The 25,617-nt window shown below is 73.8% G+C and carries 25 protein-coding genes and 1 riboswitch; of the genes, 19 read left to right on the top strand and 6 right to left on the bottom strand.

Going from position 1 to position 25,617, the window contains the following annotated elements:
- The first annotated feature begins 127 nt into the window (after window positions 1-127).
- On the top strand, window positions 128-1,309 hold the full coding sequence (locus ABT006_RS00845; RefSeq protein ID WP_350701657.1) for a type VII secretion protein EccE: 1,182 nt from the start codon (window positions 128-130) through the stop codon (window positions 1,307-1,309).
- Window positions 1,310-1,455: 146 nt separating this feature from the next.
- On the opposite strand, the gene eccD is transcribed toward ABT006_RS00845, so the two are convergent.
- Complete coding sequence (gene eccD / locus ABT006_RS00840) at window positions 1,456-2,856, bottom strand: type VII secretion integral membrane protein EccD (RefSeq protein ID WP_350701655.1); 1,401 nt, start codon at window positions 2,854-2,856, stop codon at window positions 1,456-1,458.
- 168 nt (window positions 2,857-3,024) lie between these two features.
- Between eccD and eccCa the strand changes: the two genes are divergently transcribed.
- The 10 genes from eccCa (at window position 3,025) to ABT006_RS00790 (ending at window position 13,178) form a co-directional block, all read left to right on the top strand.
- Complete coding sequence (gene eccCa / locus ABT006_RS00835) at window positions 3,025-6,987, top strand: type VII secretion protein EccCa (protein WP_350701653.1); 3,963 nt, start codon at window positions 3,025-3,027, stop codon at window positions 6,985-6,987.
- Window positions 6,988-7,069: 82 nt separating this feature from the next.
- A complete protein-coding gene (locus tag ABT006_RS00830) occupies window positions 7,070-7,492 on the top strand; it encodes a YbaB/EbfC family nucleoid-associated protein (protein WP_350701651.1) in 423 nt (140 codons plus the stop codon).
- Between the two features lie 17 nt (window positions 7,493-7,509).
- Window positions 7,510-7,803 carry a hypothetical protein gene (locus ABT006_RS00825; protein WP_350701650.1) on the top strand — a complete coding sequence of 98 codons (294 nt, stop codon included), beginning with the start codon at window positions 7,510-7,512 and terminating at the stop codon, window positions 7,801-7,803.
- A 31-nt stretch (window positions 7,804-7,834) separates the two neighbouring features.
- The gene (locus tag ABT006_RS00820; protein WP_350701649.1) at window positions 7,835-8,560 is read left to right on the top strand and encodes a hypothetical protein; all 726 of its coding nucleotides are present in this window, start codon (window positions 7,835-7,837) and stop codon (window positions 8,558-8,560) included.
- A gap of 27 nt (window positions 8,561-8,587) precedes the next feature.
- Window positions 8,588-8,848, top strand: a complete 261-nt coding sequence (locus ABT006_RS00815) for a hypothetical protein (RefSeq protein ID WP_350701647.1) — start codon at window positions 8,588-8,590, stop codon at window positions 8,846-8,848.
- Window positions 8,849-9,019: 171 nt separating this feature from the next.
- Window positions 9,020-9,328, top strand: coding sequence for a WXG100 family type VII secretion target (locus ABT006_RS00810; protein WP_091592956.1), 309 nt, complete (start codon window positions 9,020-9,022; stop codon window positions 9,326-9,328).
- 28 nt (window positions 9,329-9,356) lie between these two features.
- Window positions 9,357-9,635, top strand: coding sequence for a WXG100 family type VII secretion target (locus ABT006_RS00805; protein WP_350701645.1), 279 nt, complete (start codon window positions 9,357-9,359; stop codon window positions 9,633-9,635).
- A 118-nt stretch (window positions 9,636-9,753) separates the two neighbouring features.
- The gene (locus ABT006_RS00800; protein ID WP_350702657.1) at window positions 9,754-11,253 is read left to right on the top strand and encodes a S8 family serine peptidase; all 1,500 of its coding nucleotides are present in this window, start codon (window positions 9,754-9,756) and stop codon (window positions 11,251-11,253) included.
- A 33-nt stretch (window positions 11,254-11,286) separates the two neighbouring features.
- Window positions 11,287-11,868, top strand: coding sequence for a hypothetical protein (locus ABT006_RS00795; RefSeq protein WP_350701643.1), 582 nt, complete (start codon window positions 11,287-11,289; stop codon window positions 11,866-11,868).
- A gap of 17 nt (window positions 11,869-11,885) precedes the next feature.
- Window positions 11,886-13,178: a WXG100 family type VII secretion target gene (locus tag ABT006_RS00790; protein ID WP_350701641.1), complete on the top strand. Its 1,293-nt coding sequence runs from the start codon at window positions 11,886-11,888 to the stop codon at window positions 13,176-13,178.
- 155 nt (window positions 13,179-13,333) lie between these two features.
- Here the strand turns inward: ABT006_RS00790 and mycP are convergent, their stop codons facing one another.
- Window positions 13,334-14,584, bottom strand: a complete 1,251-nt coding sequence (gene mycP, locus ABT006_RS00785) for a type VII secretion-associated serine protease mycosin (protein WP_350701639.1) — start codon at window positions 14,582-14,584, stop codon at window positions 13,334-13,336.
- A 50-nt stretch (window positions 14,585-14,634) separates the two neighbouring features.
- Window positions 14,635-14,961, bottom strand: coding sequence for a helix-turn-helix transcriptional regulator (locus ABT006_RS00780; RefSeq protein ID WP_350701637.1), 327 nt, complete (start codon window positions 14,959-14,961; stop codon window positions 14,635-14,637).
- Window positions 14,962-15,167: 206 nt separating this feature from the next.
- Between ABT006_RS00780 and ABT006_RS00775 the strand changes: the two genes are divergently transcribed.
- A complete protein-coding gene (locus ABT006_RS00775) occupies window positions 15,168-15,956 on the top strand; it encodes a carbonic anhydrase (protein ID WP_350701635.1) in 789 nt (262 codons plus the stop codon).
- A gap of 190 nt (window positions 15,957-16,146) precedes the next feature.
- On the opposite strand, the gene ABT006_RS00770 is transcribed toward ABT006_RS00775, so the two are convergent.
- A complete protein-coding gene (locus tag ABT006_RS00770; protein ID WP_350701633.1) occupies window positions 16,147-17,166 on the bottom strand; it encodes a coiled-coil domain-containing protein in 1,020 nt (339 codons plus the stop codon).
- A gap of 3 nt (window positions 17,167-17,169) precedes the next feature.
- Window positions 17,170-17,301, bottom strand: a riboswitch (cyclic di-AMP (ydaO/yuaA leader).
- Window positions 17,302-17,467: 166 nt separating this feature from the next.
- Complete coding sequence (locus ABT006_RS00765) at window positions 17,468-18,820, bottom strand: YibE/F family protein (protein ID WP_350701631.1); 1,353 nt, start codon at window positions 18,818-18,820, stop codon at window positions 17,468-17,470.
- Window positions 18,821-19,238: 418 nt separating this feature from the next.
- Here ABT006_RS00765 and ABT006_RS00760 point away from each other — a divergent pair, with 418 nt between their 5' ends.
- Window positions 19,239-19,811 (top strand): hypothetical protein, encoded by a 573-nt coding sequence (locus ABT006_RS00760; protein ID WP_350701630.1) that lies wholly within the window; start codon window positions 19,239-19,241, stop codon window positions 19,809-19,811.
- A 77-nt stretch (window positions 19,812-19,888) separates the two neighbouring features.
- Window positions 19,889-20,518: a DUF305 domain-containing protein gene (locus tag ABT006_RS00755; RefSeq protein WP_350701628.1), complete on the top strand. Its 630-nt coding sequence runs from the start codon at window positions 19,889-19,891 to the stop codon at window positions 20,516-20,518.
- 54 nt (window positions 20,519-20,572) lie between these two features.
- On the opposite strand, the gene ABT006_RS00750 is transcribed toward ABT006_RS00755, so the two are convergent.
- A complete protein-coding gene (locus ABT006_RS00750) occupies window positions 20,573-20,875 on the bottom strand; it encodes a metal-sensitive transcriptional regulator (RefSeq protein WP_350681148.1) in 303 nt (100 codons plus the stop codon).
- A gap of 148 nt (window positions 20,876-21,023) precedes the next feature.
- On the opposite strand from ABT006_RS00750, the gene ABT006_RS00745 reads away from it, so the two are divergent.
- From ABT006_RS00745 to ABT006_RS00725, 5 genes are all read left to right on the top strand, one after another.
- Window positions 21,024-21,233: a heavy-metal-associated domain-containing protein gene (locus tag ABT006_RS00745; protein WP_350701626.1), complete on the top strand. Its 210-nt coding sequence runs from the start codon at window positions 21,024-21,026 to the stop codon at window positions 21,231-21,233.
- A 29-nt stretch (window positions 21,234-21,262) separates the two neighbouring features.
- Entirely contained in the window at window positions 21,263-22,264 is a 1,002-nt protein-coding gene (locus ABT006_RS00740; RefSeq protein WP_350701625.1) for a DUF8832 domain-containing protein, read from the top strand.
- 10 nt (window positions 22,265-22,274) lie between these two features.
- Window positions 22,275-24,527, top strand: a complete 2,253-nt coding sequence (locus ABT006_RS00735; RefSeq protein WP_350701623.1) for a heavy metal translocating P-type ATPase — start codon at window positions 22,275-22,277, stop codon at window positions 24,525-24,527.
- Window positions 24,528-24,737: 210 nt separating this feature from the next.
- Window positions 24,738-24,911: a CsbD family protein gene (locus tag ABT006_RS00730; protein ID WP_350681140.1), complete on the top strand. Its 174-nt coding sequence runs from the start codon at window positions 24,738-24,740 to the stop codon at window positions 24,909-24,911.
- Window positions 24,912-25,093: 182 nt separating this feature from the next.
- Window positions 25,094-25,594: a methyl-accepting chemotaxis protein gene (locus tag ABT006_RS00725; protein WP_350701622.1), complete on the top strand. Its 501-nt coding sequence runs from the start codon at window positions 25,094-25,096 to the stop codon at window positions 25,592-25,594.
- Window positions 25,595-25,617 lie beyond the last annotated feature (23 nt).

The following is a 25,617-nucleotide window of genomic DNA, read 5'->3' as shown; positions in this document are numbered from 1 at the left end:
TCCGCGACGAGCAGGTCCGAGTCGGTGTCGCGGGCTTCCCTACGATAAGGGGCCGTCGACGGGTCACCGGGACCAGCGCCCGACCCGAACCGGCGGACGCTCCGCCGTCCAGAGAGGACTGTCAGCGATGACGCAGGTTCAGGCGCCACCCGGTCGTCCGGCACCACAGCCGTCCGGCGTCGCCCAGCGGCCGGTGATCCCGGCCGACCGGCGCGACCGCGGTCGCATCGGGCCGGTGGCCGTGGGCCAGCTCGTGCTGCTGGAACTCTGCGCCCTGGCCGTCTGGGCGGCGCTGGGCGGGCCGCCCTGGCTCGCCGGCACCGTGGCGTTGCTGTCGGTGGTGGTCGTGATCGCGGCCTTCGCCCGCCGGGGTGGCCGCTGGTGGTACGAGGACCTGCTGCTGCGCCGGCGGCTGGGCCGGCGCCGGGAGGCCGCCAGGAGCACGGTCACGGCCGGCCGCGCGGCGGATCCACGGCTGGCGGCGCTGGCCCCCGAGCTGAGTGTGATAGAACTCACTGACCGGGGGACCCGGCTCGGCATCGGACAGGACGCGCAGGGCTGGTTCGCCGCGGTGGCGGTGCAGGGCCGCGCGGGGGCTCCCGCCGGCTCGGTCGAGGCGGGTGTCGTGGACCGGGCGCTGCGCGTGCTCGCCGACTTCACCGGCCCGGTCACCCGGGCCCAGGTGGTCTCGCACACCCTGGTCTGGTACCCGGCGCCGGGGGCGCCGCCGGCGGCCCACCGGACGGTCTGGGTGGCGCTGCGGCTCTCCGTGCGGGACGCCCGCGTCGAGACGGTCACCCGGGGTGGCGGGATGCCGGGGGTGCACCGCACGCTGGCTGCCGGGATCGGGCGGCTGGGCAAGGCGCTGACCGCGGCCGGGCTCGTCCACCGGCCGCTCGGCCGTGACGAGCTGCGCGCGGCGGTCGTCTCGGGAGCCGGGCTGGACCTGGCACCCACCCCGCAGGCGGAGACCTGGACCGGGCTGCGCGGCGGCGGCTGGACGCAACGCTGCCTGGCGCTGCGGCCCCGGGGCGATGCACCGTTCGGCCCGCTGGTGGACGCGGTGACGGCGACGTCCGCCCCGTCGCACACGCTGGCCGCCGTGGTGCTGCCGGGCGGGCGGGTCGCCCCGCCCCTGCTCCGCGTGGCGGCGCTGGACAACCACGTGGAGGCGCTGGTCAAGGCGGTGCGGGAGGTGGCGCGCCGCGCCGGCGCGCCGACCCGCCCGGTGGACGGCCAGCACGGCCCCGGCGTCTACGCCACCGCCCCGGTCGCCACCGTCGTCACCACCCTCGACCCGGCCGCCTGACGGCCCGGCCGGCCACGCCTGCCCGGCGCTCGTCACGGGCCGGTGAGCCGGCCCGGCGGGCCAGGGGCGAGCCCGGCCGGGGTGGGGCCAGGGCGAAGGGTCGGGGCCGTCGACGAGGAGGTTGGCTCCGCGGGTGTTGCAGGGGCTCAGGGGCGGAGGTTGACGATCCAGCCGTAGAGGCCGACGACCCAGACGGCCAGCGGCACCAGCGCGATGATCAGCAGGATCTCCACGATGTCGAGCAGCCGGCCCCAGACCGGAGAGATCCGCTTGCCGGCCACGGTGAGCCCGTAGATGAGGCTCACCACGGCCGCGAGCACCAGGCCGCCGAGGACCAGGCCGAGGCGGGTGCCCGTCGAGCCGTTGCCGAACGTGGCCGCGGCGGTCAGGCCGAGGCCCGCGGTGCCGGCGAACAGCACCGGGGTGCGCTGGGCGCGGCCGAGGAACGGCCGCGCGCGCAGCAGCGACAGCAGGGCCAGCACGAGGCAGAGCAGCACCGCGGCGAGCCGGCCGTCGAACGCGAGGATCACCTGGGCGCCGAGCACCAGCAGCGACACCGTCCAGAGCAGGCCGGTGAGGAACTCGTCGGCCCGCTCGCTGAGCTGGAGCACCCGCCGGCCGTCCACCGACTCGGTGTCGGACTTCAGGTCGTCGGGGCCGGTCGGGATGGACGGGACGGGCAGCCGGGCCAGCCGGTAGGCCGCCATCGGCAGGGCCGGCACCGCGCCGAATGCGATCGCCGCGACGACCGCGGCGGCTTCCGGCGCGTCGACCTTCTCGAACGCGAGGCTGAGCAGCGCGCCGATGCCCGTGGCGGCGCCGACCCCGACCGCGCCGAAGAACAGCGGGAGCCGGTCGCCGACGGCCAGCGCGGCCACCGCGGCGCAGAGCACCACCGCCGTGGCGGCGAGGAGCACGTGCGGGGCGGCCAGCTCCGTCAACGGGCGGTCGCCGGCGAGCAGCAGCAGGCCGCCGACGCCCGCGTACGTCAGGCCGACGACCCCGAGCACCGACCCGGTGGCGCTGTCGGCGGCAGCCCGGGACAGCACGGCGGCGGTGACCACCAGGGCGACCGCGACGACCAGCGCGGCCAGCGCGCCCGGGAGGTGCGGCGGCCCGGTGAAGAGCGCCGCCACCGCGCCGGCGCCGAGCGCCGCCGCGGCGAACAGCACCGCGAAGGACCGGGTGGTGCCGACCTGCCACGCGCCCGGGCGCTGGTTGGTGGCGGTGGCCACCGCGTCGACGACGTCGTCGAAGACGATCTCCGGTGCGGAGGCGGACCGCGGGTTGAAGTAGAGCACCTCGCCGTCGCGGATGCCGAGCTGGGCCGGGGTGCGACCGCCGTCCAGCGGCTGCCCGCCGAGCCGGGCCAGGCTCCAGCCGCCGTGCCGGACGCCCTCGTCGGCTAGGTCCTCACCCGCGTAGCGCAGCAGGGTGGGCAGCAGGTCGGCGAGCGGTACGTCCGACGGTAGTGCGAGGTCCATCCGGGTACGGGGCGCCACGATGGTGATCCGGCTCAGGCCGCCGGTCGCCGTCTTCGTCGCCACATGGCCTCCTCGCGCTCTTCTACGATCGCCCCTGGCCGGCGGTACCGACGCATGGGTTCCTGACGCCCACGGGAGATTACCTACGATGGCGGGCACGTACGATGCCCACCCGACGACTCCGGTCCCGCACAAAACTTCATCAGGGCCGCTTCTGGGGAGGAGACAGCCGTGAGCACGGTGGTGTTCCGCCGGCTCCCGCGTCAGCCGGGGCCTGCGCTGCCGCGAGGCGAGGTGGTGCTGGAATCGCCTCCGGAGCTGCCCGAACCGACCCCACGCGGGATGGGGCAGCTGCTGATGATCCTGCCCATGGTCTGCGGCGTGGGCGCGATGGCGTTCCTCTACGCGGGCCGGGGCGGCGGCACGATGACGTACATCGCCGGTGGCCTCTTCGGCGTCTCGATGCTGGGCATGGCGATCGGGTCGCTCAGCCACGGCAACGACGACAAGGCCGAGCTGAACGCCGAGCGGCGCGACTACATGCGCTACCTGGCGCAGATGCGCAAGCGCACCCGGCGCGCGGCCGAGCAGCAGCGGGCGGCGATGGCCTGGCGGCACCCGGAGCCGGACGCGCTCTGGTCGATCGCCGCCTCCCGCCGCCTGTGGGAGCGCCGGATCACCGAGGACGACTTCGGCGAGACCCGGATCGCCACCGGCCCGCAGCGCCTCGCCGTGGAGATCGTTCCGCCGGAGACCAAGCCGGTCGAGGACCTGGAGCCGATGAGCGCCATCGCGCTGCGCCGCTTCGTCCGCGCCCACTCGACCGTGCCGGACCTGCCGACCGCGCTCTCGGTGCGGGCGTTCAGCCGGGTGGTGCTGCGCGGCGACCGGGTGCCGGTGCTCGACCTGACCCGGGCCGCCCTGGGCCAGCTGGCCACCTTCCACGCCCCGGACGACCTGGTCATCGCGATCGTGGCCGCCCCGGACCGGCAGCCGTCCTGGGACTGGGTCAAGTGGCTGCCGCACAACCACCACAGCGCCCGGACGGACGCGGCGGGCGCCCGCCGGATGGTCTTCGCCAGCCTCGCCGAGGCCGAGGAGGCGCTCGCCGGCGACCTGGCCGGCCGGCCCCGGTTCGCCCCCGAGGCGAAGCCGCTGACCACCGCGGCGCACCTCGTGGTGGTGATCGACGGCGGTGAGGTCTCGGCGACCTGCCAGCTCATGGGGCCGGGCCTGCTCGGCGCGACCGTGATCGACCTCTCCGGCACCGTGCCCCGGGACGCGGGCCGCTGGCTGCTCTGCCTCGACGTGGGCGACGGCACCTCCCTCGACCTGGTGCGCGGCACGTCCTCGTCCCGCCTCGGCACGCCGGACCGGCTCGGCGAGGCCGCCGCCGAGGGACTGGCCCGGCAGATCGCCCCGTACCGGCTCTCGCAGCAGCAGACCACGTCGGACGAGCCGCTGGCGCGCAGCATGGAGCTGCCCGACCTGCTCGGTGTCGGCGACGCCGCCGCGGTCGACGTGCAGCAGACCTGGCGTCCGCGCAGCCAACGGGACCGGCTGCGGATCCCGCTGGGCGTCGGGCCCGACGGCAACGTGGTCGAGCTGGACTTCAAGGAGTCCGCGCACGAGGGCATGGGCCCGCACGGCCTGGTGATCGGCGCGACCGGTTCCGGCAAGAGCGAGCTGCTGCGGACGATCGTCGGCGCGCTGGCCGTGACGCACTCCTCCGAGGAACTGAACTTCGTCCTGGTGGACTTCAAGGGTGGTGCCACCTTCGCCTCGCTGGAGGCGCTGCCGCACACCAGCGCGGTGATCACCAACCTGGCGGACGAACTGCCGCTGGTCGACCGGATGCGGGACGCGCTGGCCGGCGAGATGAACCGCCGCCAGGAGGTGTTGCGGGCCGCCGGCAACTACGTCTCGCGCTACGACTACGAGAAGGCCCGGGCGGCCGGCGAACCGCTGGATCCGATGCCCAGCCTGCTGATCATCTGTGACGAGTTCAGCGAGATGCTCGCCGCCAAGCCCGACTTCATCGATCTCTTCGTGATGATCGGCCGGCTCGGCCGGTCGCTCGGCGTGCACCTGCTGCTGGCCAGCCAGCGGCTGGAGGAGGGCAAGCTGCGCGGCCTGGACACCCACCTGTCGTACCGGATCGGTCTGCGGACCTTCTCGGCGGTGGAGAGCCGGATCGTGCTCGGCGTGCCCGACGCGTACGAGCTGCCCAGCGCGCCCGGCCACGGCTACCTGAAGACCGACACCAGCACCATGCTGCGGTTCCGGGCCGCGTACGTGTCCGGGCCGTACCGGGCGCCGGGGCAGGCCGTCGCGTCGTCGCGGGCGATGGTGCAGCGCCGGATCGTCCGGTACGGGGTGGACTTCGTGCCGGTGCAGAACCCGACCCTGCCGGCGCCGACCGAGCCCGAGCCGGAGCAGACCGGCGAGGGCAAGGCCGTGGCGATGCTCGACGTGCTGATCGACCGGCTCAAGGGGCGGGGCCGCCCCGCGCACCAGGTCTGGCTGCCGCCGCTGGCCGAGCCGCCGGGGCTGGGCGAGCTGCTTCCGCCGCTGACCGCCGACCCGAAGTACGGCCTCTGCACCGCCTCGTGGCGCGGTCGCGGGCAGCTCGCCGCTCCGATCGGCATCGTGGACCGGCCGTACGAGCAGCGCCGTGACCCGATGTTGGTCAACCTGTCCGGCGCGGGCGGCAACGTGGTGATCGTCGGCGCCTCGCTGAGCGGCAAGAGCACCATGCTGCGCTCCATGCTCGCGTCGCTCGCGCTCACCCACACCCCGCGCGAGGTGCAGTTCTTCTGCCTCGACTTCGGTGGTGGCGCGCTGCGCAGCCTGGACGGGCTGCCGCACATGGCCGGCGTGGCCGGGCGGCGGGACACCGAGGCGGTGCGCCGTACCGTGGCCGAGGTGGTGGCCGTCCTCGACGAGCGCGAGGCCCGGTTCGCCCAGCACGGCATCGACTCGGTGGCCAGCTACCGCCGCCGCCGGGCGGCCGGCGAGTTCGCCGACGACCCGTTCGGTGACGTCTTCCTCGTCGTGGACGGCTGGAACACGCTGCGCCAGGAGTACGAGGAGCTGGAGCAGACCATCACGACCCTCGCCAACCGGGGCCTGGGCTTCGGCGTGCACGTGGTGCTGACGGCCGTGCGGTGGGCGGAGATCCGGATCAACATGCGGGACCTGCTCGGCACGAAGCTGGAGCTGCGCCTCGGTGACCCGAACGAGTCGGAGATCGACCGGCGGGCGGCGGCGAACGTCCCGACCGGCTCGCCCGGGCGCGGCCTGACCCGCGACAAGCTGCACTTCCTCACCGCCATCTCCCGGATCGACGGGCGCCGCGACATCGACGACCTGACCGAGGCGTCCGTCGCGCTGTCCAAGCAGGTCGCGTCGGCCTGGCCCGGCCGGCCGGCCCCGAGGGTGCGGCTGCTGCCGCGCAAGCTGCCCGTCAGCGAGCTGGCCCGGGTCGTCGACCGGTCGGCGCCGGGCCTGCCCATCGGCGTCAACGAGTCGGCGCTGGCCCCGGTCTACCTCGACCTCGTCAACGAGCCGCACCTGACGGTCTTCGGCGACGCCGAGTGCGGCAAGACCAACGTGCTGCGGCTCATCGCGCGGGGCATCACCGAGCGGTACACGCCGGCGCAGGCCCGGCTGGTCATCGCCGACTACCGGCGTGGCCTGCTCGGTGCCGTCGAGGGGGACCACCTGCTCGACTACGCGCCCTCGAACCAGGTGTTCGCGCAGGGGCTCGGCTCGATCCGCAGCGCGCTGTCCAACCGGCTGCCCGGCCCGGACGTCACCACCGCGCAGCTGCGCGACCGGAGCTGGTGGAAGGGGCCGGACCTCTACATCCTGGTCGACGACTACGACCTGGTCGCCTCGGGCGGCAACAACCCGCTCAGCGCCCTGCACGAGCTGCTGCCCCAGGCCCGCGACATCGGCCTGCACCTGATCATCACCCGACGGGTGGGTGGCGTCGCCCGGGCCCTCTACGAGCCGGTTCTCCAGCGCCTGCGCGAGCTGGACCAGCCCGGCCTGCTGATGTCCGGCAACCGGGAGGAGGGCGCGGTCTTCGGCACGTTGCGGCCGAGCCCGCAGCCGCCGGGCCGGGGCACCCTGGTGCGCCGTCGGGACGGCCAGCAGCTCATCCAGACCGCCTGGTCGGAGCCCAGCTGACGAGCCGGCCGGCTGCGGGGCCGGCCGGGAATGACCGCATCCGGTAACCTGCGGCACGAGCGTCGCAGCCGACGAGAGGACCGTGTTGAGTACATCGTGGACGCCCGGCGCGGGAGCGGCCGGTCTCGAGGGGCTCCTGCGGCAGGCGCAGGAGCAGCAGCGTCGGCTGGCGGACTTCCAGCAGCAGCGCGCCGAGCTGCGGGTCACCGGGGAGAGCCCGGACGGCCTGGTCCAGGTCACCGTCGACGGCGACATGAAGGTCGGCGACATCCAGCTCAACCCCCGGGCCATGCGGCTGGACAGCTTCGGCCTGGTCGAGTCGCTCCAGGCCGCGATCGACGCCGCCTACGCCGCGCACGCCGAGCGGCAGCGCGAGCTGGTGGAGGAGATGGTCGGCGGCGCGGACCTGGTCCGGCGGGCCGAGGCCGGGAAGGTGACCCCGGAGGAGTGGTTCCGCCACTTCGGGGTCGACATCAACGACCCGATGCGCCGGCTGCGCGGCTGACGGGGAAGGGGAGGACAGTGGCGAACACGGTCGATGTCGGCGCGATCAAGGGTGCCGCGAAGAAGCTCGCCGCCGAGGACGGCCCGAAGGCCTTCCTGCGGAACGCGAAGGAGAAGCTGGACGAGGTCAAGCTCTCCAGCCTGTCCATGACCATCCTGGGCATCGGTGCCGTCAACCGGCACAACGCGGTGATCGACGAGCACGTCGACAACCTGAGCAAGGGCGTCGAGCACCTCCAGAAGGCCGCCGACAACCTCGAGAAGACCGCAAGCAACTGGGAGAAGTCGGACCAGCCCTGGGTGGTCAAGTGATCGCGCGGGCACAGGACGCAGGGAGGCGCTGATGCCGGAGATCCTGATCGCCAATTCCTCGGGCTCGGTGGTGGGGACGCACAGCGTCGCCGCGCAGACCGCGCCGGTCCGTACGCTGGCCGGAGCCGCGCGGGCCAACTGGGTCTGGTTGGTCGGTGCGGGTGTGGTCATCGCCGCCCTCATCCACCTGGAGTCCTTCGACAACGAAGAGATCTCCAAGGCCGTCAAGAACTGGGAGGAAGCGGCCGCCTATCTCGGCGGCGACCAGTTCGGCAAGGCGATGGAGAGCGTGCCGCCGTCCGACAAGGAGTGGAACTTCGAGGACCGCGAGGCGTTCGACAAGTTCGTGCAGCAGCTCAACATGGAGGTCGCGGCGCTCGCCACGGCGCTGACCGCCAACAAGGATGCGTTGCAGGGCATCCAGGAGCACTACAACGCCGTGATCGACGCGCTGTGTCAGGTGCTGTGGACGATCCTGATCGCGGTCATCGCGGCCGTGGCCCTCCAGGCGTTCCCGGCGACCGTTCCGCTGGCGAACGCGATCGGAGTGGCGGGCCTCACCGCCAGCCTGGCCATCATCGCACTCGTCTTCCAGGACATCGGGTCGTTGTTCTCCACCATCACGAGCTCGTTCCGCGGCGCCGACGTGCACCAGTTCACCGCCGAGTCCAAGCCGGGCTTCGCGACGGGGCCCGACCCCGACATCAAGGACATCAAGATCGACTGGGTGCAGGATTCGGGGTTTTACACGGCCTGAGTGTCAGGCCGGAAGGTGGGTGGCATCGTGTGGCAGACAGGCTTGTTCGTGTACGCGTTGGCGACCATCCCGGTGTTCCTCGTCCTCGGGCTGGTCGCGCAGATGTCCCGTTCGCGGATTGCCAGGCGCGCGATGGAGATCGTCCTGCTCAGCGGGGTGGCTGCGTTCGCGGTCGCGCTCGGCACCCTGGCGGACGACGCGACGCAGTGGGCGCTGGCATCGATGCTGGCCGTCATGTTCGTGGTGGGCCTGGTGCTGCACGTCCGCTCGTACTTCCGTTCCTCGTAAGGGGGAGCGGGTTTCCGGGTGGCCGTCGGTGCCGCCCGGGGGAGGGCTGCGCGGACTGGACGACGTCCGCTACGGTCTTCCGCAGGAGTGTCCGTCGGTGGGGTGATTGCCTTGCCGCGGGGGAGGGGCGCGGCACTTGCGCCGCCACAAGATGACGGAAGGGTGTGAAGCATGGCGTTCGAGGTCGAAGCAGCGACTCTACATACCGCCGCGAGTGACGTGCGGTCCACGCGCAGCGAGGTCGACGGCGAGCTGAAGAAGCTGTGGAACGTGGTCGACGACCTGGCCATCGCCTGGAAGGGTCAGGCGTCCACCGGCTTCCAGTCGCTCATGCAGCGCTGGAACGAGGACACGGCCAAGCTGCTGACGGCGATGGACAACATCGCCGACCTGCTCGACAAGTCGGGTACGACGCACCAGGTCAACGACGAAGAGCAGCAGCAGATGCTGGACAAGTTCCACTCTGCACTCAACCCGTGATCCGCCGACACGAGCAGGGGAGGAACTCATGAGCATCAAGGTTGATTACGCCGTCCTCGAGAGCAGCAACCAGCAGATGCAGGCCATCTCGCGGACCATCGACGAGAAGCTGGACACGCTGCGTTCGATGCTGTCGAAGCTCCAGTGGGACGGTGAGGACCGTGCCGCGTACGAGCAGCACCAGGCGCAGTGGGACGCCGCCGTTCGGGACATCAACAAGATCCTGAACGAGATCGGTGGCGCGGTGGGCATCGCCCGCGAGAACTACGTCAGCACCGAGATGAGCAACGCCAAGGCGTGGAACTGACGCAAACGCCGACGCGGCTCCGGTCCGGTTCGACCGGGCCGGAGCCGCGACGCGTTGTGCGCCGATAGGTCCTGGGGGATTCATGCGTACGGGGAAGCCTTCACGGCCGTTGCTCAGGGTGGCCGTCGCCGCGGTGGCGTTGGCCGTCGGCGCCGGGACCGGCCCGCTGGTCGCGCCCGATCCGGCACGCGCCAACACCGTTCGTGACCTCCAGTGGTACCTCGACTCGCTGAAGATCCCCCAGGCCCACAAGATCACCAAGGGCAAGGGTGTCACCGTCGCCGTCATCGACACCGGCGTCAACGCGAACCTGCCCGATCTGCGCGGCCAGGTCCTGCCGGGTAAGGGTGTGGCGGCCGGTGCGGCCCCCGATGGCCGCCGCGACGACGACGCCAGGTTGGCCCACGGCTCGGCGATGGCGGGGATCATCGCGTCCAAGGGTGGTGGCGCCATGCGTCACCTGGGCATCGCCCCGGCGGCGAAGATCCTGCCCGTCTCCATGGGCGACTCATTCAACTCGGGTGACCTCTCGGAGGGCATCCGCTGGGCGGCCGACGCCGGCGCGGACGTGATCAGCATGTCCGTCGGCACCGGCGCGGCAGCGCCGCCCGACCTGATCGCGGCCGTCCGGTACGCCTTGGACAAGGACGTCGTGCTGGTCGCCTCCGCCGGCAACCGGAAGCAGAACGACCGCATCGTCACCAGCCCGGCGAACATCCCTGGCGTCATCGCGGTGACCGGGCTGGGGAAGAACGGCGAGTTCTTCGGGGAGAGCGTCACCGGCCGGGAGGCCGTGCTCGCCGCTCCGATGGAAAAGATCATTTCCCCCAGGCCAACGTCGGTCTCGCCCAACGGCTACGGCCTCGGCAGCGGCACCAGCGACGCCGCCGCCATCATGTCCGGCGTGGCGGCGCTGGTGCGCGCGAAGTACCCGGACCTCGACGCGGCCAACGTGGTGAACCGGCTGATCCGCACCGCCCGCGACAAGGGCCCGGCCGGCCGCGACAGCCAGTACGGCTTCGGCGCGGTCGACCCGCTCGCCGCACTGACCCGTTCCGTGCCGGCGGTGGACGCGCACCCGCTGCTCGCCGGCGCCGGCCCGTCCGCCGGCCCCTCGCCGGGCGCGGCCGACCCGGCGGAGGACGACGGTCCGGCCGTGTCGATCAGCATGAAGAAGGGCACCGGCGCGCTGATCCAGGCGGGGCTCTGCCTGGCTGTTCCCCTCGCCCTGCTGATCCTCGTGATCGTGCTGGTGCGCCGGTCCCGGCGGAAGCCGACGCCCCCGGGCCCGCCCGGGTTCGCGCCGCCCGGCGGCCCACAGGCGGGCCCGCCCGGTTACCCGCCGCCCCCCGGCTACCCGCCGCTCGGCGGCGCACCGGGGATGCCACCCGCCAACCCGCAGGTCGGCCCGCCCGGTTATCCGCCGCCCGGCGGTCTGGCGACGGGGCTACCGGTCCCGCCCCAGGCGGGTCCCCCGCCCGGCTACGGCCCGACGCCCACCGGCGGACCCCACCCGAACGGCGCGCCGCCGGCGCCCCAGAGCGGTGCCTGGCCGCCGCAGGGTGCCGCACCGGCGGCACCGCCACCTCCGCCGGCTCCCGGCGGGCACCAGCAGTAAGCCAGATTGTCAGTCGGCGACGGGGAGGAACCGATGACGGAAGACCGGACGAGCCCACGGGTGGACAGGACGGAGCAGCCGGACGAGATCCGGGTGGACACCCCCTACATGCCCATCACCCCGCTGGCACCCACCGTGCACATCAGCGGCATCACGATGGACAACGTCAACCGGGCGCAGACGCCCTCCGGCCTGGTGCCGGGGGCGGGCGAGAGCGGCGACAACACCGAGTGGGACGCGTCCAGCCTGGACAGCGCCATCGAGTGGCTCGAGTCGCACGCCTCCTTCCTGAACAAGCAGTCGTACACGATGGTCGAGATCCAGGACAAGATGGGCGGCACCACGGGCGCCGCCGGCGTGAATGCCGTGGGTGGCGGTGGATCGAGCCCGCTCGGCGGATTCGACCGGGCCGGGGACCTTGCCCGCAAGCACTCCAGCCTGTTCACCACCACGCAGCAGAACGTCCGCAAGCTCGCCCAGGACCTCTACAAGGCGGCGAACGCGCTGCGTGAGGTCAAGGAGAACTACGAGACGGCGGAGAAGGCCAACGCCATGTCCGCGGCCGAGATGGAGCGCGCCTTCAGCGAAGCCTCCACCAGCGGATCCAACGGCTGAACGGGGAGGGTGACAGGATGCCGAGCTGGGAAGAGATGTGCCAGCAGGTCGTCATTGCGGGCCGGCCGGGCGACGTCGCCAGTGCCGCGCTGGGCTGGGACCAACTGCTGAAGAACCTGAACTCCGTCAAGGAGAGCCTGGAGAAGAACGTCACCGATCTGGGTGAGGTGTGGAAGGGGCCGGCGTACGACTCCTTCAAGACCCACATCAAGCAGATCGCGAAGGACACCGGCCGGATCGTCGAGGACGCCGAGAGCCAGAACGGCATCGTCCGGTCGCTCAATGACGCGGCCGACAAGCTGAGCGCCGCGCAGGCCGAGTTCCCCATCCCCGCGAGTTGCGTCAACGACGTGCTGGAGGCGCGCAACGGCCGCCTCGTGATCAGCACCGGCTTCTTCGAGATGAAGGTCAAGCCCGACTTCCTCGGCCTGCTCGACCCGCTCACCTCGCTCGCGGACTGGATCAACGACAAGTCCGAGGACGCGGCCAAGGTCTACAACCAGGTCAGCGGCGAGTACACGACGATCGACTCCGGCACGCCCGGCCAGACCACCCCGCTCGGCACCCAGACCCCGGAGGTCGAGACCCCGAACATCGGCGGTGGCCCCGGCGCCGGCAGCACCGGCAAGGTGCCGGGCATGGGCGGGATGCCCTCCACCGGCGGCATGCCGGGCATGGGCGGCACGCCGTCGCTCAACTCGGCCGACATGCCCGGCACGGGGAACACGGGGATCGGCTCCAGCACGCACCCCGACCTCACCGGCGGCGGCTACGACCCGAGCGGCGGCTACACGCCGAGCACCGACAGCCTCCCCGACGACTACGGCAGCGGTCTGGCCGGTGCCGCCCCGACCACGCCCGGCCTCGGCGGCGGTGGGCTGCCGGGGACGTCGGGTCTCGGCTCCGGTGGGTTGGGCGGCGGCGGCGGTGGTGGGTTGGGCGGCGGGGGCCCGATCCCGGGCGGCGGCTCGCTCGGCCGCCCGGTGACCCCCAACATGATGCCCATGATGGGCGGCGGCGCGGCCGGCGCCAACAGGGGCGGCGGCCGGGGCGGCAAGCTCGGCGCCGGCAAGCTCGGCGCGGGCGGCATGGGGCCGATGATGGGCGGCGGCGCGGCCGGCAACGCCGGCCGTGGTGGCGGTCGCGCGGGCGCCAAGGGTGCCGGCGTACGCGGCGCCGGCATCGCCGGGATGGGTGGCGCCGGCGGCGCCGGCTACGGCGAGGAGGAGCTTCCCCGCAACACCTGGCTGGAGGAGGACGAGGACGTCTGGGGCGCGGACGGCGGCGGCACGCCCGGCATCCTGCGCTGACATCGTCCTGCCGAGCGCCGTCCACCTGACGTGGTGGGCGGCGCTCGGCGCTGTCCGGCATCCTCCGCGCCGTCGACCGGCGACGTGGGCCGTCTCCGCCGCGGCCGGGTCCGGTACTCCGCCCGCTCCCGTTTCCGCCGTCGGATGTGTCGGCGTCAGGCGGTGGGGGCGGTGTCGGGCCCGGCCGGGCGGCGGCCCGGGCGCCAGCCCCGGCGCCGGCCGCGGATCAGGATCGGCTTGACGGCCAGCAGCAGCGTGGCGAGGAGCGCGCCGACGGCGGCGACCCACACCGCGACGGTGCCCTGCCAGGCCAGCGGGTCCGTGGTGGGGGGCGGCGGCGGCATCGCGCCGGCCGGCGGGTCGGTACGGGTGCCGAGCAGGGTCGCCACCGCCCGGTACGGGTTCACCACGCCGTGGCCGACCTCGGCGTTCCGCCCCTCCGGCGGGCTGTCGGCCGTCCGGATCAGCCGATCCTTCACCTGGGCCGGAGTGAGGTTCGGGTGGGCGGCCCGGACCAGCGCGGCCACCCCGGAGACGTACGCGGCGGCGAAGCTGGTGCCGCCCTGCGGCAGGAACAGGTAGCCCGTGCCGCCGGGCGCGGGACCGAGGATGTTCAGCCCGGGCGCCGCGATGGAGACGTAGTCCCGGGCCACCGAGCTGTCCACGTGCCCGCCCTGCTCGTCCACCCCGGCGACCGCGATCACGCCCTCGTACGCGGCCGGAAACTTGGCACGGTCCTGCTGGTTCTCCTGCCGGTTGCCGGCGGCGGCCACCACGATGACACCCTCGTCGAGGGCGTAGTCGACGGCCGACTTGAGTCGCTCCGTGTCCAGGGTCGTCAGCGACAGGTTGATCACGTCGGCGCCGTTTCGCACCGACCACTCGATCGCCTCGGCGATCTGCCCGGGCAGTTCCTCGTCGACCCTGGTCTTGGTGTCGGGCAGGACGCGTACCGGAAGGATCTTGGCCTGCGGCGCGATGCCGGTGAACGGCCCGCCGGTGTCGTCCCGCCCGGCGATGATGCCGGCGATGATCGTGCCATGCCCGGCCAGGTCGCAGCGGCCCTGCTGCTGCGACAGGCCGTTGAAGTCCCGGCCCACTTTGACCTGGCCCTGCAGGACGGGGTGGCTGGCCGAGACGCCGGAGTCGATGACCGCGACGGTGACGCCGGCGCCCCGGGAGAGCCGCCAGGCCGATTCCGGTTCGAGCCGGTGCATCGGCCACGGTTTCTCGGCGGGAGCGGCCTCGCCGGCAGGGCCGCAGCGGGGGACCGCCGCTGCGGCGGGCGACGGGGCGACGACGGCGGTGCCGAGCAGGACTGCGGCTGCTCCACAGAGGACGGCGCGGGCGCCGCGCCCAGGACGGCGGGCCGGCTCGGTCCCGCCCGGTCGGAAACTCTCGCGCACGCGGTGAGATTACCGTCGCGCGTCGGCGGCGGTGGCCGCCGCCTCCGGCGTCAGGGGCGGTCGGCGCTCTCGGGCGTCATGTCGGTGAAGAGGGCGAGCAGGTCACCCACCTGCCGGTCGGCCTCGGCGGGGTGCCGGAACCGCCCGGCCGGGTTGATCGTGTACTCGTTACGCCGGCCCACCCGGGTGCGGTTCAGGTAGCCGCCGGCCTCCAGGTCGGCGACGATCGCCTGGGCGGCCCGTTCGGTGACGCCCACCTCGTCCGCGACGTCGCGCAGCCGGGCGGTGGGGTTGCGGGCGATGGCGAGCAGCACGTGCCCGTGGTTCGTGAGGAACGTCCAGTTCCGGGTGCTCCCGTTCTCCCCTGTCGTCGCCATGTCGTCATCGTATGGCGCGCCTTTCGGGTTTCCGCCGCGCCCTCGTGCGGGAGGCCCGCCCGGCGTCCGCAGCCGGGCGCGAACATATGAAATGCATATCACGCATCCCTTGACGTACCTTCGAGTGCGTGTGACCGTGGGGACTGCCCGCGTCCAGCGTCGGCCGGGATGACCAGGTCGTTCACGTGAGGGACGAGGTGAGGGAGATGAATCGTCCCGGATCTCCCGGCGCGCAGCCGGGCCCGGAGCGGAAGCCGTCGGAGCCGGCACCGGGGGGCTCGACCGCCGTGCGGGACGCGCTCCCCACTCCCGGCGACCCGGAGCAGGCGTTCGCCGAGTTGCAGGCCGGCAACCACCGGTTCGTCACCGGCACTCCACGCCACCCCAACCAGGACGCCGGGCATCGTGCCGCGGTCGCGGACGGGCAGCACCCGTTCGCGGTGATCGTCGGCTGCTCCGACTCCCGGCTCGCCGCGGAGATCATCTTCGACCGCGGCCTCGGCGACCTCTTCGTGGTGCGCACCGCCGGACACACGGTCGGCCCCGAGGTGCTGGGCAGCGTCGAGTACGCCGTGACGGTCCTGCGCACGCCGCTGGTGGTGGTCCTCGGGCACGACTCCTGCGGGGCCGTCCAGGCGGCCCGTGCGGCGGACGCCACCGGCGCGCCCCCGGCTGGGCACCTGCGCGCCGTGGTGGACGCCGTGGTGCCCAGCCTGCGCCGCGCCGCCGCCGAGGGCGTGGACGACATCGACCGGATCGTCGACATCCACATCGCGCAGACCGTCGAGGCGATGCTGGACAGGTCGGCCGTACTCGCCGCCGAGGTTGCCGCCGGGCGCTGCGCCGTCGTGGGCATGTCATACCGGCTGGCCGCCGGCGAGGCGCGGGCGGTCACCGCCGTGCCGACCGGCGAGCCGCGGGGGGTCGCCGCCGCGCCCACCGGGCCGGGCGCGGTCGACGGGGCACAGCCGGCCGCCAGCGCCGCCCTCGCCTGACCGGTTCCCACGCTCGCCCGGCCCGGCCCGGACGCCCGACGACGCCCGGCGACGAGGGCCACAGGCGTCGGCAGGGCCACGGGCGGCGACCACAGGCCGTGGACGCCAGCAGGGTCACGGACGCCGACACGGCGACAGACGCCGACAGGGCCGCCCCGCGACTGCGGGGCGGCCCTGTCGTTGGCTGCCGTCAGAGCAGCGACACGTGCACGTGGTCCGTATGGTTCGACGGGCCGCTGTAGGACTTCCAGCCGGTCGCCGGGAACCAGATCTGCCGGTTCCAGATCACGTAGTAGATGCCGAGCCGGTCGGCGTTACGGACCAGGAACGCGGTCAGGTTGTTGCCGTACATGTAGGTGTCGTCGTTGTGCCAGGGGGAGAAGCCACTCCTCTGCAGCGACCAGTCGCAGGCCCGGCCCTTCGGATGCTCGTACGGCCCGCCGGAGCGGTAACAGCCGACGAAGCGGTTGAAGCCGGCCCGCTTGACCTCCTTGTACATGTGCAGCGTGCGCGCGGTGATGCAGCCGGAGGTGGTGGGGTCGTCCTCGGTGCAGGACAGGGGCTTCCAGTCGCCGTCGGCAGTACGACCCGGTGCCATCCGGGCCACCGGCGAGGTGGCGACCACCTTGCCGCTGGTCAGCCCCCTGCCGCCGACCAGTGCGAGCGCCTTCTCCGCCTCGCGCTTGCCGCGGGCCATCTCGTTGGTCAGCTTCGTCTGCTCGCGAACCTCGGCGTCGAGCGCCAGCTTGGCCTGCTCGGCGCGGTTCTTGACCGCGTTCACCTCGGCGAGTTTCTTGGAGTTGACCAGGTTCAGCTCGTCGAGGGCGGCGGCGCGCTTGACGAACGAGTCGGGGCTGGCGGTGTCCAGCAGCATCGACACCGCGCCGATCCGCCCGGTCCGGTAGGACTGGGCGGCGATCTGGCTCACCTGCGGGGCCAGCGCTGCCAGGTCGGCCTGCGCCCGGTCGACCTCCAGGGCCAGTTCCAGTTGGCGCTTCTTCGACTTCGCGAGCTTCGCCTTGGCCTGGACGTAGTTGCGGTTCCGCGTCTCGATCAGGTCGTTGAGCAGCTTGGGCTCGTCGTCCCCGTGGCCGGAGGGCTGGGGCGGTGGGGTGGGTGCGGCCGCCGCCGGGAGGGGCCCGGCGAAGACGGCCAGGGCGGCGATCACGGCCACCACAGGTGTCAACCAGCGGCGTAGGGGTGCCGTCACATTTTTCCCTTCCGTCGACCGCCGACCGGGTTAGCTGACGGGTTCGGGGCGGAAGTGGCCCCTACCGCTGTCGCGGATTCACCCCACGTACCTGGGTCCCCGGCTCGCCTGGCGGCGATTGGGCGGCGGCACCGCAGGCGCCGCTGCGCGCCTTCGGCGGTGACCGGCAGCGAGGTTACCCGAGAGCCCTGCCGGGGATCTACGTCCCTAAGCCGACTAAATGCGTTATTTCGTAACGGCGGAGGGTGAGCAGTGACGCGTTTATCAGGCGGGACGTCCTGATCGGTCACGCTGAGGAGTTTCACCATGCGGTGTCCGTGCTCCCGTCGCGGTCGGGCCACCCGGCGGGGGCTGCGGAGGCGGTGTTTCCGGCGCGCGGCCCGCTGAGGGCCTCCAGCGCCTCGGACCGGTCGGCCGCCGGTCGGGGAGCAGGCGGGGTCGGCGGTGCGCCGCGGTCGGCTGACTCGCCGCCGCGCCGGCCGGCCGTGGTCACCACGGCCGCGAGCCCGGTGGTCAGCGGCACGGCGGCGATCAGGCCCAGGGTGGCGACCGCGCTGCGGACGATCTCCTGGGCCAGGAACTCGCTGGTCAGGATCTGGCTCACCGCCCGGGAGTCGGCGGTCAGCAGGAGCAGCACCGGCAGCGAGGCCCCGGCGTACGCCAGCACGATGGTGTTCACCGTCGAGGCGATGTGCGCGCGACCGACCCGGGTGGCCGCCCGGTACAGCTGCATCCGGGACAGCCCCGGGTTGGCGTGCGCCAGCTCGGTGACCGTCGCGGCCTGCGTCACGGTGACGTCGTCGAGCACGCCGAGCGAGCCGATGATGATCCCGGCGAGCAGCAGGCCGTGCAGGTCGACGTCGGCCTGGAACATCGACAGCGTGGTGGCGTCCTCGGTGCCGAACCCGGTCAGGTGGGTCGCCGCGGTGGCGATCGTGCCGAGCACGCCCGTCAGCACCAGGCTGCCCAGCGTGCCGAGCACGGCGACCGAGGTCTGCGCGGTCACCCCGTGCGTCAGGTAGAGCACCACGAACATGATCAGTGCCGCGCCGACGACCGCGACCAGCAGCGGTGGGCTGCCGGCGCTGATGCCGGGCAGCACGAAGGTCAGCAGGATGGCGAAGCTCGCCGCCAGGCCGGCCAGCGCCGCGAGCCCCCGCCACCGCCCGAACGCGACGATCGCGGCGGCGAAGAGCACCACCAACCAGAGCAGCGGCTTGCCGCGCTGGTGCTCGGCGATGTTGTAGGCGCTCGCCGAGGGGTCGGCGGGATCGGTGAGCTGGACCAGGATGATCTCGTCGCCGACCGCGACCGTCGGCGCCCCCGGCCCTGCCGGTACGGGCGTCTCCACCTGCTGGCCGGCGTCGGGGCCGTCGTCGACGCGTACGGTCACGGTGCCGCAGGGGCCCTCCGCGGCGCCCGGGGCGCCCTCCGGCGTCTCCGGGGTGGGCGGGCACGGCTCCGTCACCACCCGGGTCACCGTGCCGTGGTGGCGGGGCGGATCGGTGCCGGGCGCGGCGTCCGGGGCGTCCCACGGCCAGAGCAGCAGGGCCGCGATCAGGGTGGCGACGAAGAGGGGCACCACCGTCGCGACGAGGATCCGTCGCACCCCCGGCGGTGCGGACGGTGCGGGACGGGTGTGGTCGGCGCCCATCGAGTGTCTCCCAACGAATCCAGGGCGGGGTACGTGCCGGCGGGCCGGTCGGTTCGGCGTGCCCGGGTGGCCGCCGCGGCGGATCGCCCTGTGGTGTCGGGCCGGTCACGCACCGCGACGGCCCGGCCCGGCCGGTCGCGGTCGCTCGATACCGCCGCCCGGTCGGGGCAGCGGTGCGGGCGGCGCGGAGTGCGGAGGGCCACCGGCCGAATGGTAGCCATCCCGACATCCGGGCGCAGGTCGTGAGGGCTGGTGTCGGCCGCGGGCCGTCCCGTCCGGCGACCGCTGGTCGCCGCCCGGTCACCGCGGGTCGACCGCCCCGTCGTGGCCGACACGGCGGTCTCGTCCGGGGTGGATTCGCCGCCGGGTGCGCCGGTCGCCCCCAGACGCGCCGGCCCCGGGGGCTACCGTGGTCGGTGTGCGGGCGGCGGCGACAGTGACGGCGGGGCGATGGGTCCGGCTGCTGCTGCTCGTCGGCACGCTGTTCGGCCTGGCCGCGATGCACACCCTCGGCCACGGCTCGCACGCCGTGGGCCATCCCGCCGAGTTTTCCGCGCACGCCGTTGCCGCAGCGGGTGCGCACGGCGGCGCGGCGCAGGCGCTGCCCCGTCACGACACCTTTGCGCCGCTCAGTCAGGTCACCGCCGCGCTGCCCCGCCACGACACCGCCGCGCCGCTCGGTCAGGACCCCGCCATCGCGTACGTCGTCCCGGCGGCGCTGTCCGGCGTCGTGGGCTGCCCGGGCGACTGCCCGCACGAGCGGTTCCTCCCGTCCGGCGGGGCGGGCGGCGAGCTGCCCTGGTGGGGCGTGTGCCTGGCGGTGCTGGGCGCGCTCGCCGTTCCGCTGCTGCTCGCCGTGCTGCTGCTGGCCGGCGTGCAGGCCGCCGGCCTGGCGGCCCAGGGGTCGGGCGGGCCGGCCCGGTCGCCCCGTGCCCCGCCGTCCCGGCCGGTCGGCCTGCGGCTCGCCACGGTCTCGGTGCTGCGCAGATAGGACGCCCCGGCGCGGCCCGGTCAGCCGGTCCGCGTCCCCGTCCTGCTGCGTACGTTTTGACACCGAAAGGCCCAGACGTGACTACTCGTACCATTGCGCGCCGTGCCGCCCTGGCCGGCGCCACCGTCACCGCCGCCCTAGTCCTGACCGCCTGCGGCGGCGACGGGCACTCGTCCCCGGGCGCGGGGCACGGCACGCCCGCCACCAGCGGGCTGGCGGCCACCGCGTCCGGCGCGGCCGCCTTCGGCGACGCCGACGCGATGTTCGCCCAGATGATGATTCCGCACCACCGGCAGGCGGTGGAGATGGCGGAGCTGGCCGCCACGCGGGCGGCGGACCCGGAGGTCAAGCGGCTCGCCGGGGAGATCAAGGCCGCCCAGGCGCCCGAGATCGCCACCATGAGCGGCTGGTTGTCGGCCTGGGGGCGGCCGGTGCCGTCGCCCGGCGCCGAGACGCCGCACATGGACCACGGCATGCCCGGCATGATGTCCGACGCCGACATGGAGAAGTTGGCGGCGGCCTCCGGGCGGGAGTTCGACCGGCAGTTCCTGACCATGATGATCGCGCACCACGAGGGCGCCGTCACCATGGCCCGGGACGAGCTGGCCCGGGGTGTGAACGCGGAGGCCAAGGCCCTGGCCCAGCAGATCGTCACCACCCAGCAGGCCGAGATCGACACGATGGAGAAGATCCTCGACCGGCTCTGACCCGGGCCGCCCCGGCGCTCGTACCGGGCGAGCGCCGGGGCACCGCCGGCCGGGTCAGCCGCGCTTCATGAGGCGGCCGACGGCGGCCATCATCTCGGTGGCCATCTCGTCGGCCCGGCCCTCGGCCGCCCCTTCGTGCATGCAGTGCCGGGCGTGCCCGTCGAGCAGGCCGAGGGCGACCTTGTCCAGGGCGGCCTGGATCGCGGAGATCTGCGTGAGCACGTCGATGCAGTAGCGGTCGTCGTCGACCATCTTCTCGATGCCGCGGACCTGCCCCTCGACGCGGCGCAGCCGCGCGAGCAACTGGTCCTTGCTGGCGGTGTAGCCCCTGGTCGGGGCGGGCGTCGGTGTGGTCATGCGATCCAGGATAGCGTACCCCTCGGGGGTATGGTACTGTCCTCCGTGTCCGATACCCCCACCGGGTATCGGTACGCAGGGCAGGCATCCGTCCGCCTCCTCATTACCCCTGGGGGGTATATGCTGGAGGCGTCGAGAGGAGAGTTCGATGGTCACCACGACGTACCAGGTGCAGGGCATGACCTGCGGGCACTGCGTCAGCTCGGTCAGCGCCGAGGTCGGCGCCATCCCGGGCGTCAGCGACGTCCAGGTCGACCTCGCCACCGGGCGGGTCACCGTCACCAGCGAAAGCCCACTGGACACCGACACCGTGCGCGCCGCCGTCGACGAGGCCGGCTACGACCTCGTCGGCGCCTGACGGCGGGCACGGGGAAACCGAGGTACACCATGAACACGGCGACGAAACTGAGCGGTTTCGTCCTCGGTCTCGCGGCGGTCTTCGGCGCGGCGTACGGGGTCGGCCAGGTGGCCGGCCCCGTGGCCCCGGCCGCCGGGACCGGCCACGACGCCGCGGACGGCCACGGGGACACCGGCGGGGCCGGCCACGGGGGCGACGAGGGCGGCGCGGCGGCCCACCTGCCCGGTGGACTGCTCGTCTCCGACCGCGGCTACACCCTCCGACCGGTCGACGCCCCGGCCGGGCAGTTCGCCTTCCAGGTCACCGGCCCGGACGGCCGGCCGGTCACCGCGTACGACGTGGCGCACGACAAGCGCATGCACCTGATCGTGGCCCGCCGCGACCTGTCCGGCTTCCGGCACGTGCACCCGGAGATGACGGCGGACGGCACCTGGCGGGTCGACTCGCCGCTGGGCGGGCCCGGCGTCTGGCGGGCGTTCGCGGACTTCACCCCCACCGGGGGCGAGGCGCTGACCCTCGGCGTCGACGTGACCGTTCCCGGGGCGCTGACCGAGCAGCCGCTGCCCGCCCCGGCGGCCAGCACGACGGTCGACGGCTACACCGTCACCCTCACCGGTGCCCCGCAGCCCGGCCGCACCGCCGAGCTGGCCCTGACCGTCAACCGCGACGGCGCGCCGGTCACCGACCTGGAGCCCTACCTGGGCGCGTACGGCCACCTGGTGGCGCTGCGTCAGGGCGACCTGGCGTACCTGCACGTGCACCCCGACGGCGAGCCGGGCGACGGGCGGACGAAGCCCGGCCCCGAGGTGAGGTTCTTCGCCGAGGTGCCGTCGGCCGGCGCCTACCGGCTCTACCTGGACTTCAAGCACGGCGGCGTGGTGCGCACCGCCGAGTTCACCGTCGTCGCCGGCACCCCGACGGGGTCGGCCTCGCCGGCCGCGACGGGCACCCCGGCGGCGCGCACGCCCGCCGCCACGAGCTCCCCGACCGCCGACGCCGGCCACGGCGCCCCCGGTCACGGGCACAACTGACGGGACCGTGATGACCACCACCAAGCCGCTGCAGATGGCACCCAACCAGATCGAGCTGGCGATCGGCGGGATGACCTGCGCCTCCTGCGCCTCCCGGATCGAGAAGAAGCTGAACCGGATGGACGGCGTGACCGCCACGGTCAACTACGCCACCGAGAAGGCCAGCGTCCGGTACACCGACGACGTCAGCCCGGACGACCTGATCGCGACGGTGGAGAAGACCGGCTACACCGCCGCCCTGCCGCCCCCGCCCGCACCCGCCGGCGCGGAGCCGGCCGCCGAGCCCGTGGACGAGCTGCGCGGCCTGCGTACCCGGCTGTGGGTATCGCTCGTGCTCACCGTGCCGGTGATCGCGCTGGCGATGGTGCCCGCCTGGCAGTTCACCTACTGGCAGTGGCTGTCGCTGACCCTGGCCGCCCCGGTCGTCGTCTACGGCGGCCTGCCGTTCCACCGGGCGGCCTGGGTCAACCTGCGGCACGGCGCGGCGACCATGGACACCCTGGTCTCGCTCGGCACCCTGGCCGCGTTCGGCTGGTCGGTCTGGGCGCTCTTCCTCGGCACCGCCGGGGAGCCGGGGATGACCCACCCGTTCACCCTCGACATCAGCCGCACCGACGGCGCCGGCAACATCTACCTGGAGGCGGCGGCCGGGGTGACGGCGTTCATCCTCGCCGGCCGCTACTTCGAGGCCCGCGCGAAGCGGACCGCCGGGGCGGCCCTGCGCGCCCTGCTCGAGCTGGGCGCCAAGGACGTCGCGGTGCTACGCGACGGCGTGGAGACCCGGATCCCGGTGGACCAGCTCGCGGTGGGGGACCGGTTCGTGGTCCGGCCGGGCGAGAAGGTCGCCACGGACGGGGTGGTCGACGAGGGCACCTCCGCGGTCGACGCGAGCATGCTCACCGGCGAGTCCGTCCCGGTCGAGGTCGGCCCCGGCGACACCGTCGTCGGCGCCACCGTCAACGCCGGCGGACGCCTCGTCGTCACCGCCACCCGGATCGGTGGCGACACCCAGCTGGCGCAGATGGCCCGGCTGGTCGAGCAGGCGCAGACCGGCAAGGCGGCGGTGCAGCGCCTCGCCGACCGGATCTCGGGCGTCTTCGTGCCGATCGTGATCGCCCTCGCGGCGGGCACCCTCGGCTGGTGGCTCGGCACCGGGGCGGGCGCGACGGCCGCCTTCACGGCCGCCGTGGCGGTGCTGATCATCGCCTGCCCGTGCGCCCTCGGGCTGGCCACGCCGACCGCCCTGCTCGTCGGCACCGGCCGCGGTGCCCAGCTCGGCATCCTGATCAAGGGTCCGGAGGTGCTGGAGTCCACGAAGCAGGTGGACACCGTCGTGCTGGACAAGACCGGCACCGTCACCACCGGTCGGATGACCCTGGTGGACGTGCTCCCGGCGGCCGGCGAGGACCGGGCGGAGCTGCTCCGGCTGGCCGGGGCGCTGGAGGCCGCGTCCGAGCACCCGATCGCCCAGGCGGTCGCCGCCGGCGCGGCCGAGGAGGGTGCGCTGTTGCCGGTGACCGGCTTCGCCAACGTCGAGGGGCTCGGCGTGACCGGCACGGTGGACGGCCGCGAGGTGCTGGTCGGCCGGCTCCGGCTGCTGCGCGAGCGCGGCCTCGACGTACCGGAGGAGGTGGCGCGGGCGGCGACCACGGCGGAGGCCGAGGGACGGACGGCCGTGCTGGCCGGCTGGGACGGGCGGGCCCGGGGCGTGCTCGCGGTGGCCGACGTCGTCAAGCCGACGAGCCGGGCGGCGGTCGCGCGGCTCCGGGAGCTGGGTCTGACCCCGGTGCTGCTGACCGGCGACAACACCACGGTCGCCCGCGCGGTGGCCGCCGAGGTGGGCATCGACGAGGTGATCGCCGAGGTGCTGCCCGCCGACAAGGTCGACGTGGTGCGACGGCTCCAGGGCGAGGGGCGGACCGTGGCGATGGTCGGCGACGGCGTCAACGACGCCGCCGCGCTGGCCCAGGCCGACCTGGGCCTGGCCATGGGCACCGGCACCGACGTGGCGATCGAGGCGTCCGACCTGACCCTGGTGCGGGGCGACCTGATGGCCGCCGTGGACGCGATCCGGCTCTCCCGGCGCACCCTCGGCATCATCAAGGGCAACCTGTTCTGGGCCTTCGCCTACAACGTGGCGGCCCTGCCGCTGGCGGCCGCGGGCCTGTTGAACCCGATGATCGCCGGCGCCGCGATGGCCTTCTCCTCGGTCTTCGTCGTCGCCAACAGCCTGCGGCTGCGCGGCTTCCGCCCGGTCGCCTGACCCTGCCCACCGCGCCGCCGGTCCTCCCTGAAGGGGCCGGCGGCGCGGTCGTTCGGGGCGGTCCTCGCAGGACCCTTGTCCGCCGACCGGCCGCGGTCGGCACGGACCCGACGCGGGTCGCCGCGTTGACGGTGGGCGGTCGGGGCGGGTTGGGCGCCGGCCGGGCGGGGTACCCCGAGGACGTACCGGCACTGCCAATCGGAGGTTGACATGGGCTTCGACGACAAGATCAACAACGCGACCGAGGACGCCGCCGGCAAGCTGAAGGAGGGCGCCGGCCGGGCCACCGACAACGAGCGGCTCGAGGCCGAGGGGCGCAACGACCAGACCAGCGCCAAACTGAAGCAGGCGGGCGAGAAGGTCAAGGACGCATTCAGGAGCTGACCCGCGTACGCGCGAACCGCCGGGCCGGCCCTCGCCGGCCCGGCGGACCGTGTGTCGCGGCGCGACGGCCGACGTGTCCCGGAGGCGACCCCGCTCGTTGGCAGGACGATGTCTCGCCGCCCGGCGTCGGTCGACCCCGTGCCGTCCGCCGGACGGCCGAGACCCGCGAAACGAGAGGTCCCATGTCCCGATCCGTCGTGTACGCGCGGCGCGCCGCCACCACGGTGGCGCTCGGGGTGCTGGCCGTGGGCTGCCAGGACGCCCCCCAGGAGGAGGCCGGCGCACCGACCGGCGCGTCGTCGGCGAGCCCGACCGCTCCGGCGGGTGCCACCGCGAGCCCGTCCCCGGTCGCCACGACGGCCGCCAACACCGCCGACGTCTGCCGGCAGGTGGACCGGGTCATCCTCACCGGCAGCCAGAAGATCGCCACCGACTCGACGGCCTCGGTCCGCCGTGACCTCACCGGCGAGCAGGTCACCGACCAGCTCCGGCGCAACCTGGCCGACCTGGCCGACGACGTACGCGCCCAGGCCCGCCGGGCCGCCGACCCGCAGATCCGCGCCCTGATCGAGGACACCGCAGACCGGATCGACGCCGGCTCCCGGGCGTCCCGCCCGGCCGCGTGGATGAGCACCACCTTCACCGGCATCCCGGCGCGGCTGACCCGCGCGTGCCACGCCTGAGCCGACCCCTGTGCCGATCTCCG

This window comes from Micromonospora sp. NPDC002717, assembly GCF_040295705.1.
Taxonomy (GTDB): domain Bacteria; phylum Actinomycetota; class Actinomycetes; order Mycobacteriales; family Micromonosporaceae; genus Micromonospora.
The sequence above is the reverse complement of the archived record's forward strand: the minus strand, read 5'-3'. Positions and strand labels throughout refer to the sequence as shown.

What these genes read in the sequence shown, in the direction of transcription:
- ABT006_RS00740 (WP_350701625.1), top strand. Translation starts at nt 21,263, where the DNA reads ATGAACACGGCGACGAAACTGAGCGGTTTCGTCCTCGGTCTCGCGGCG.
- ABT006_RS00795 (WP_350701643.1), top strand. Translation starts at nt 11,287, where the DNA reads ATGACGGAAGACCGGACGAGCCCACGGGTGGACAGGACGGAGCAGCCG.
- ABT006_RS00805 (WP_350701645.1), top strand. Translation starts at nt 9,357, where the DNA reads ATGAGCATCAAGGTTGATTACGCCGTCCTCGAGAGCAGCAACCAGCAG.
- ABT006_RS00845 (WP_350701657.1), top strand. Translation starts at nt 128, where the DNA reads ATGACGCAGGTTCAGGCGCCACCCGGTCGTCCGGCACCACAGCCGTCC.
- ABT006_RS00790 (WP_350701641.1), top strand. Translation starts at nt 11,886, where the DNA reads ATGCCGAGCTGGGAAGAGATGTGCCAGCAGGTCGTCATTGCGGGCCGG.
- ABT006_RS00735 (WP_350701623.1), top strand. Translation starts at nt 22,275, where the DNA reads ATGACCACCACCAAGCCGCTGCAGATGGCACCCAACCAGATCGAGCTG.
- ABT006_RS00780 (WP_350701637.1), bottom strand. Translation starts at nt 14,961, where the DNA reads ATGGCGACGACAGGGGAGAACGGGAGCACCCGGAACTGGACGTTCCTC.
- ABT006_RS00775 (WP_350701635.1), top strand. Translation starts at nt 15,168, where the DNA reads ATGAATCGTCCCGGATCTCCCGGCGCGCAGCCGGGCCCGGAGCGGAAG.
- ABT006_RS00820 (WP_350701649.1), top strand. Translation starts at nt 7,835, where the DNA reads ATGCCGGAGATCCTGATCGCCAATTCCTCGGGCTCGGTGGTGGGGACG.
- ABT006_RS00810 (WP_091592956.1), top strand. Translation starts at nt 9,020, where the DNA reads ATGGCGTTCGAGGTCGAAGCAGCGACTCTACATACCGCCGCGAGTGAC.
- ABT006_RS00730 (WP_350681140.1), top strand. Translation starts at nt 24,738, where the DNA reads ATGGGCTTCGACGACAAGATCAACAACGCGACCGAGGACGCCGCCGGC.
- ABT006_RS00725 (WP_350701622.1), top strand. Translation starts at nt 25,094, where the DNA reads ATGTCCCGATCCGTCGTGTACGCGCGGCGCGCCGCCACCACGGTGGCG.
- ABT006_RS00750 (WP_350681148.1), bottom strand. Translation starts at nt 20,875, where the DNA reads ATGACCACACCGACGCCCGCCCCGACCAGGGGCTACACCGCCAGCAAG.
- ABT006_RS00765 (WP_350701631.1), bottom strand. Translation starts at nt 18,820, where the DNA reads ATGGGCGCCGACCACACCCGTCCCGCACCGTCCGCACCGCCGGGGGTG.
- ABT006_RS00745 (WP_350701626.1), top strand. Translation starts at nt 21,024, where the DNA reads ATGGTCACCACGACGTACCAGGTGCAGGGCATGACCTGCGGGCACTGC.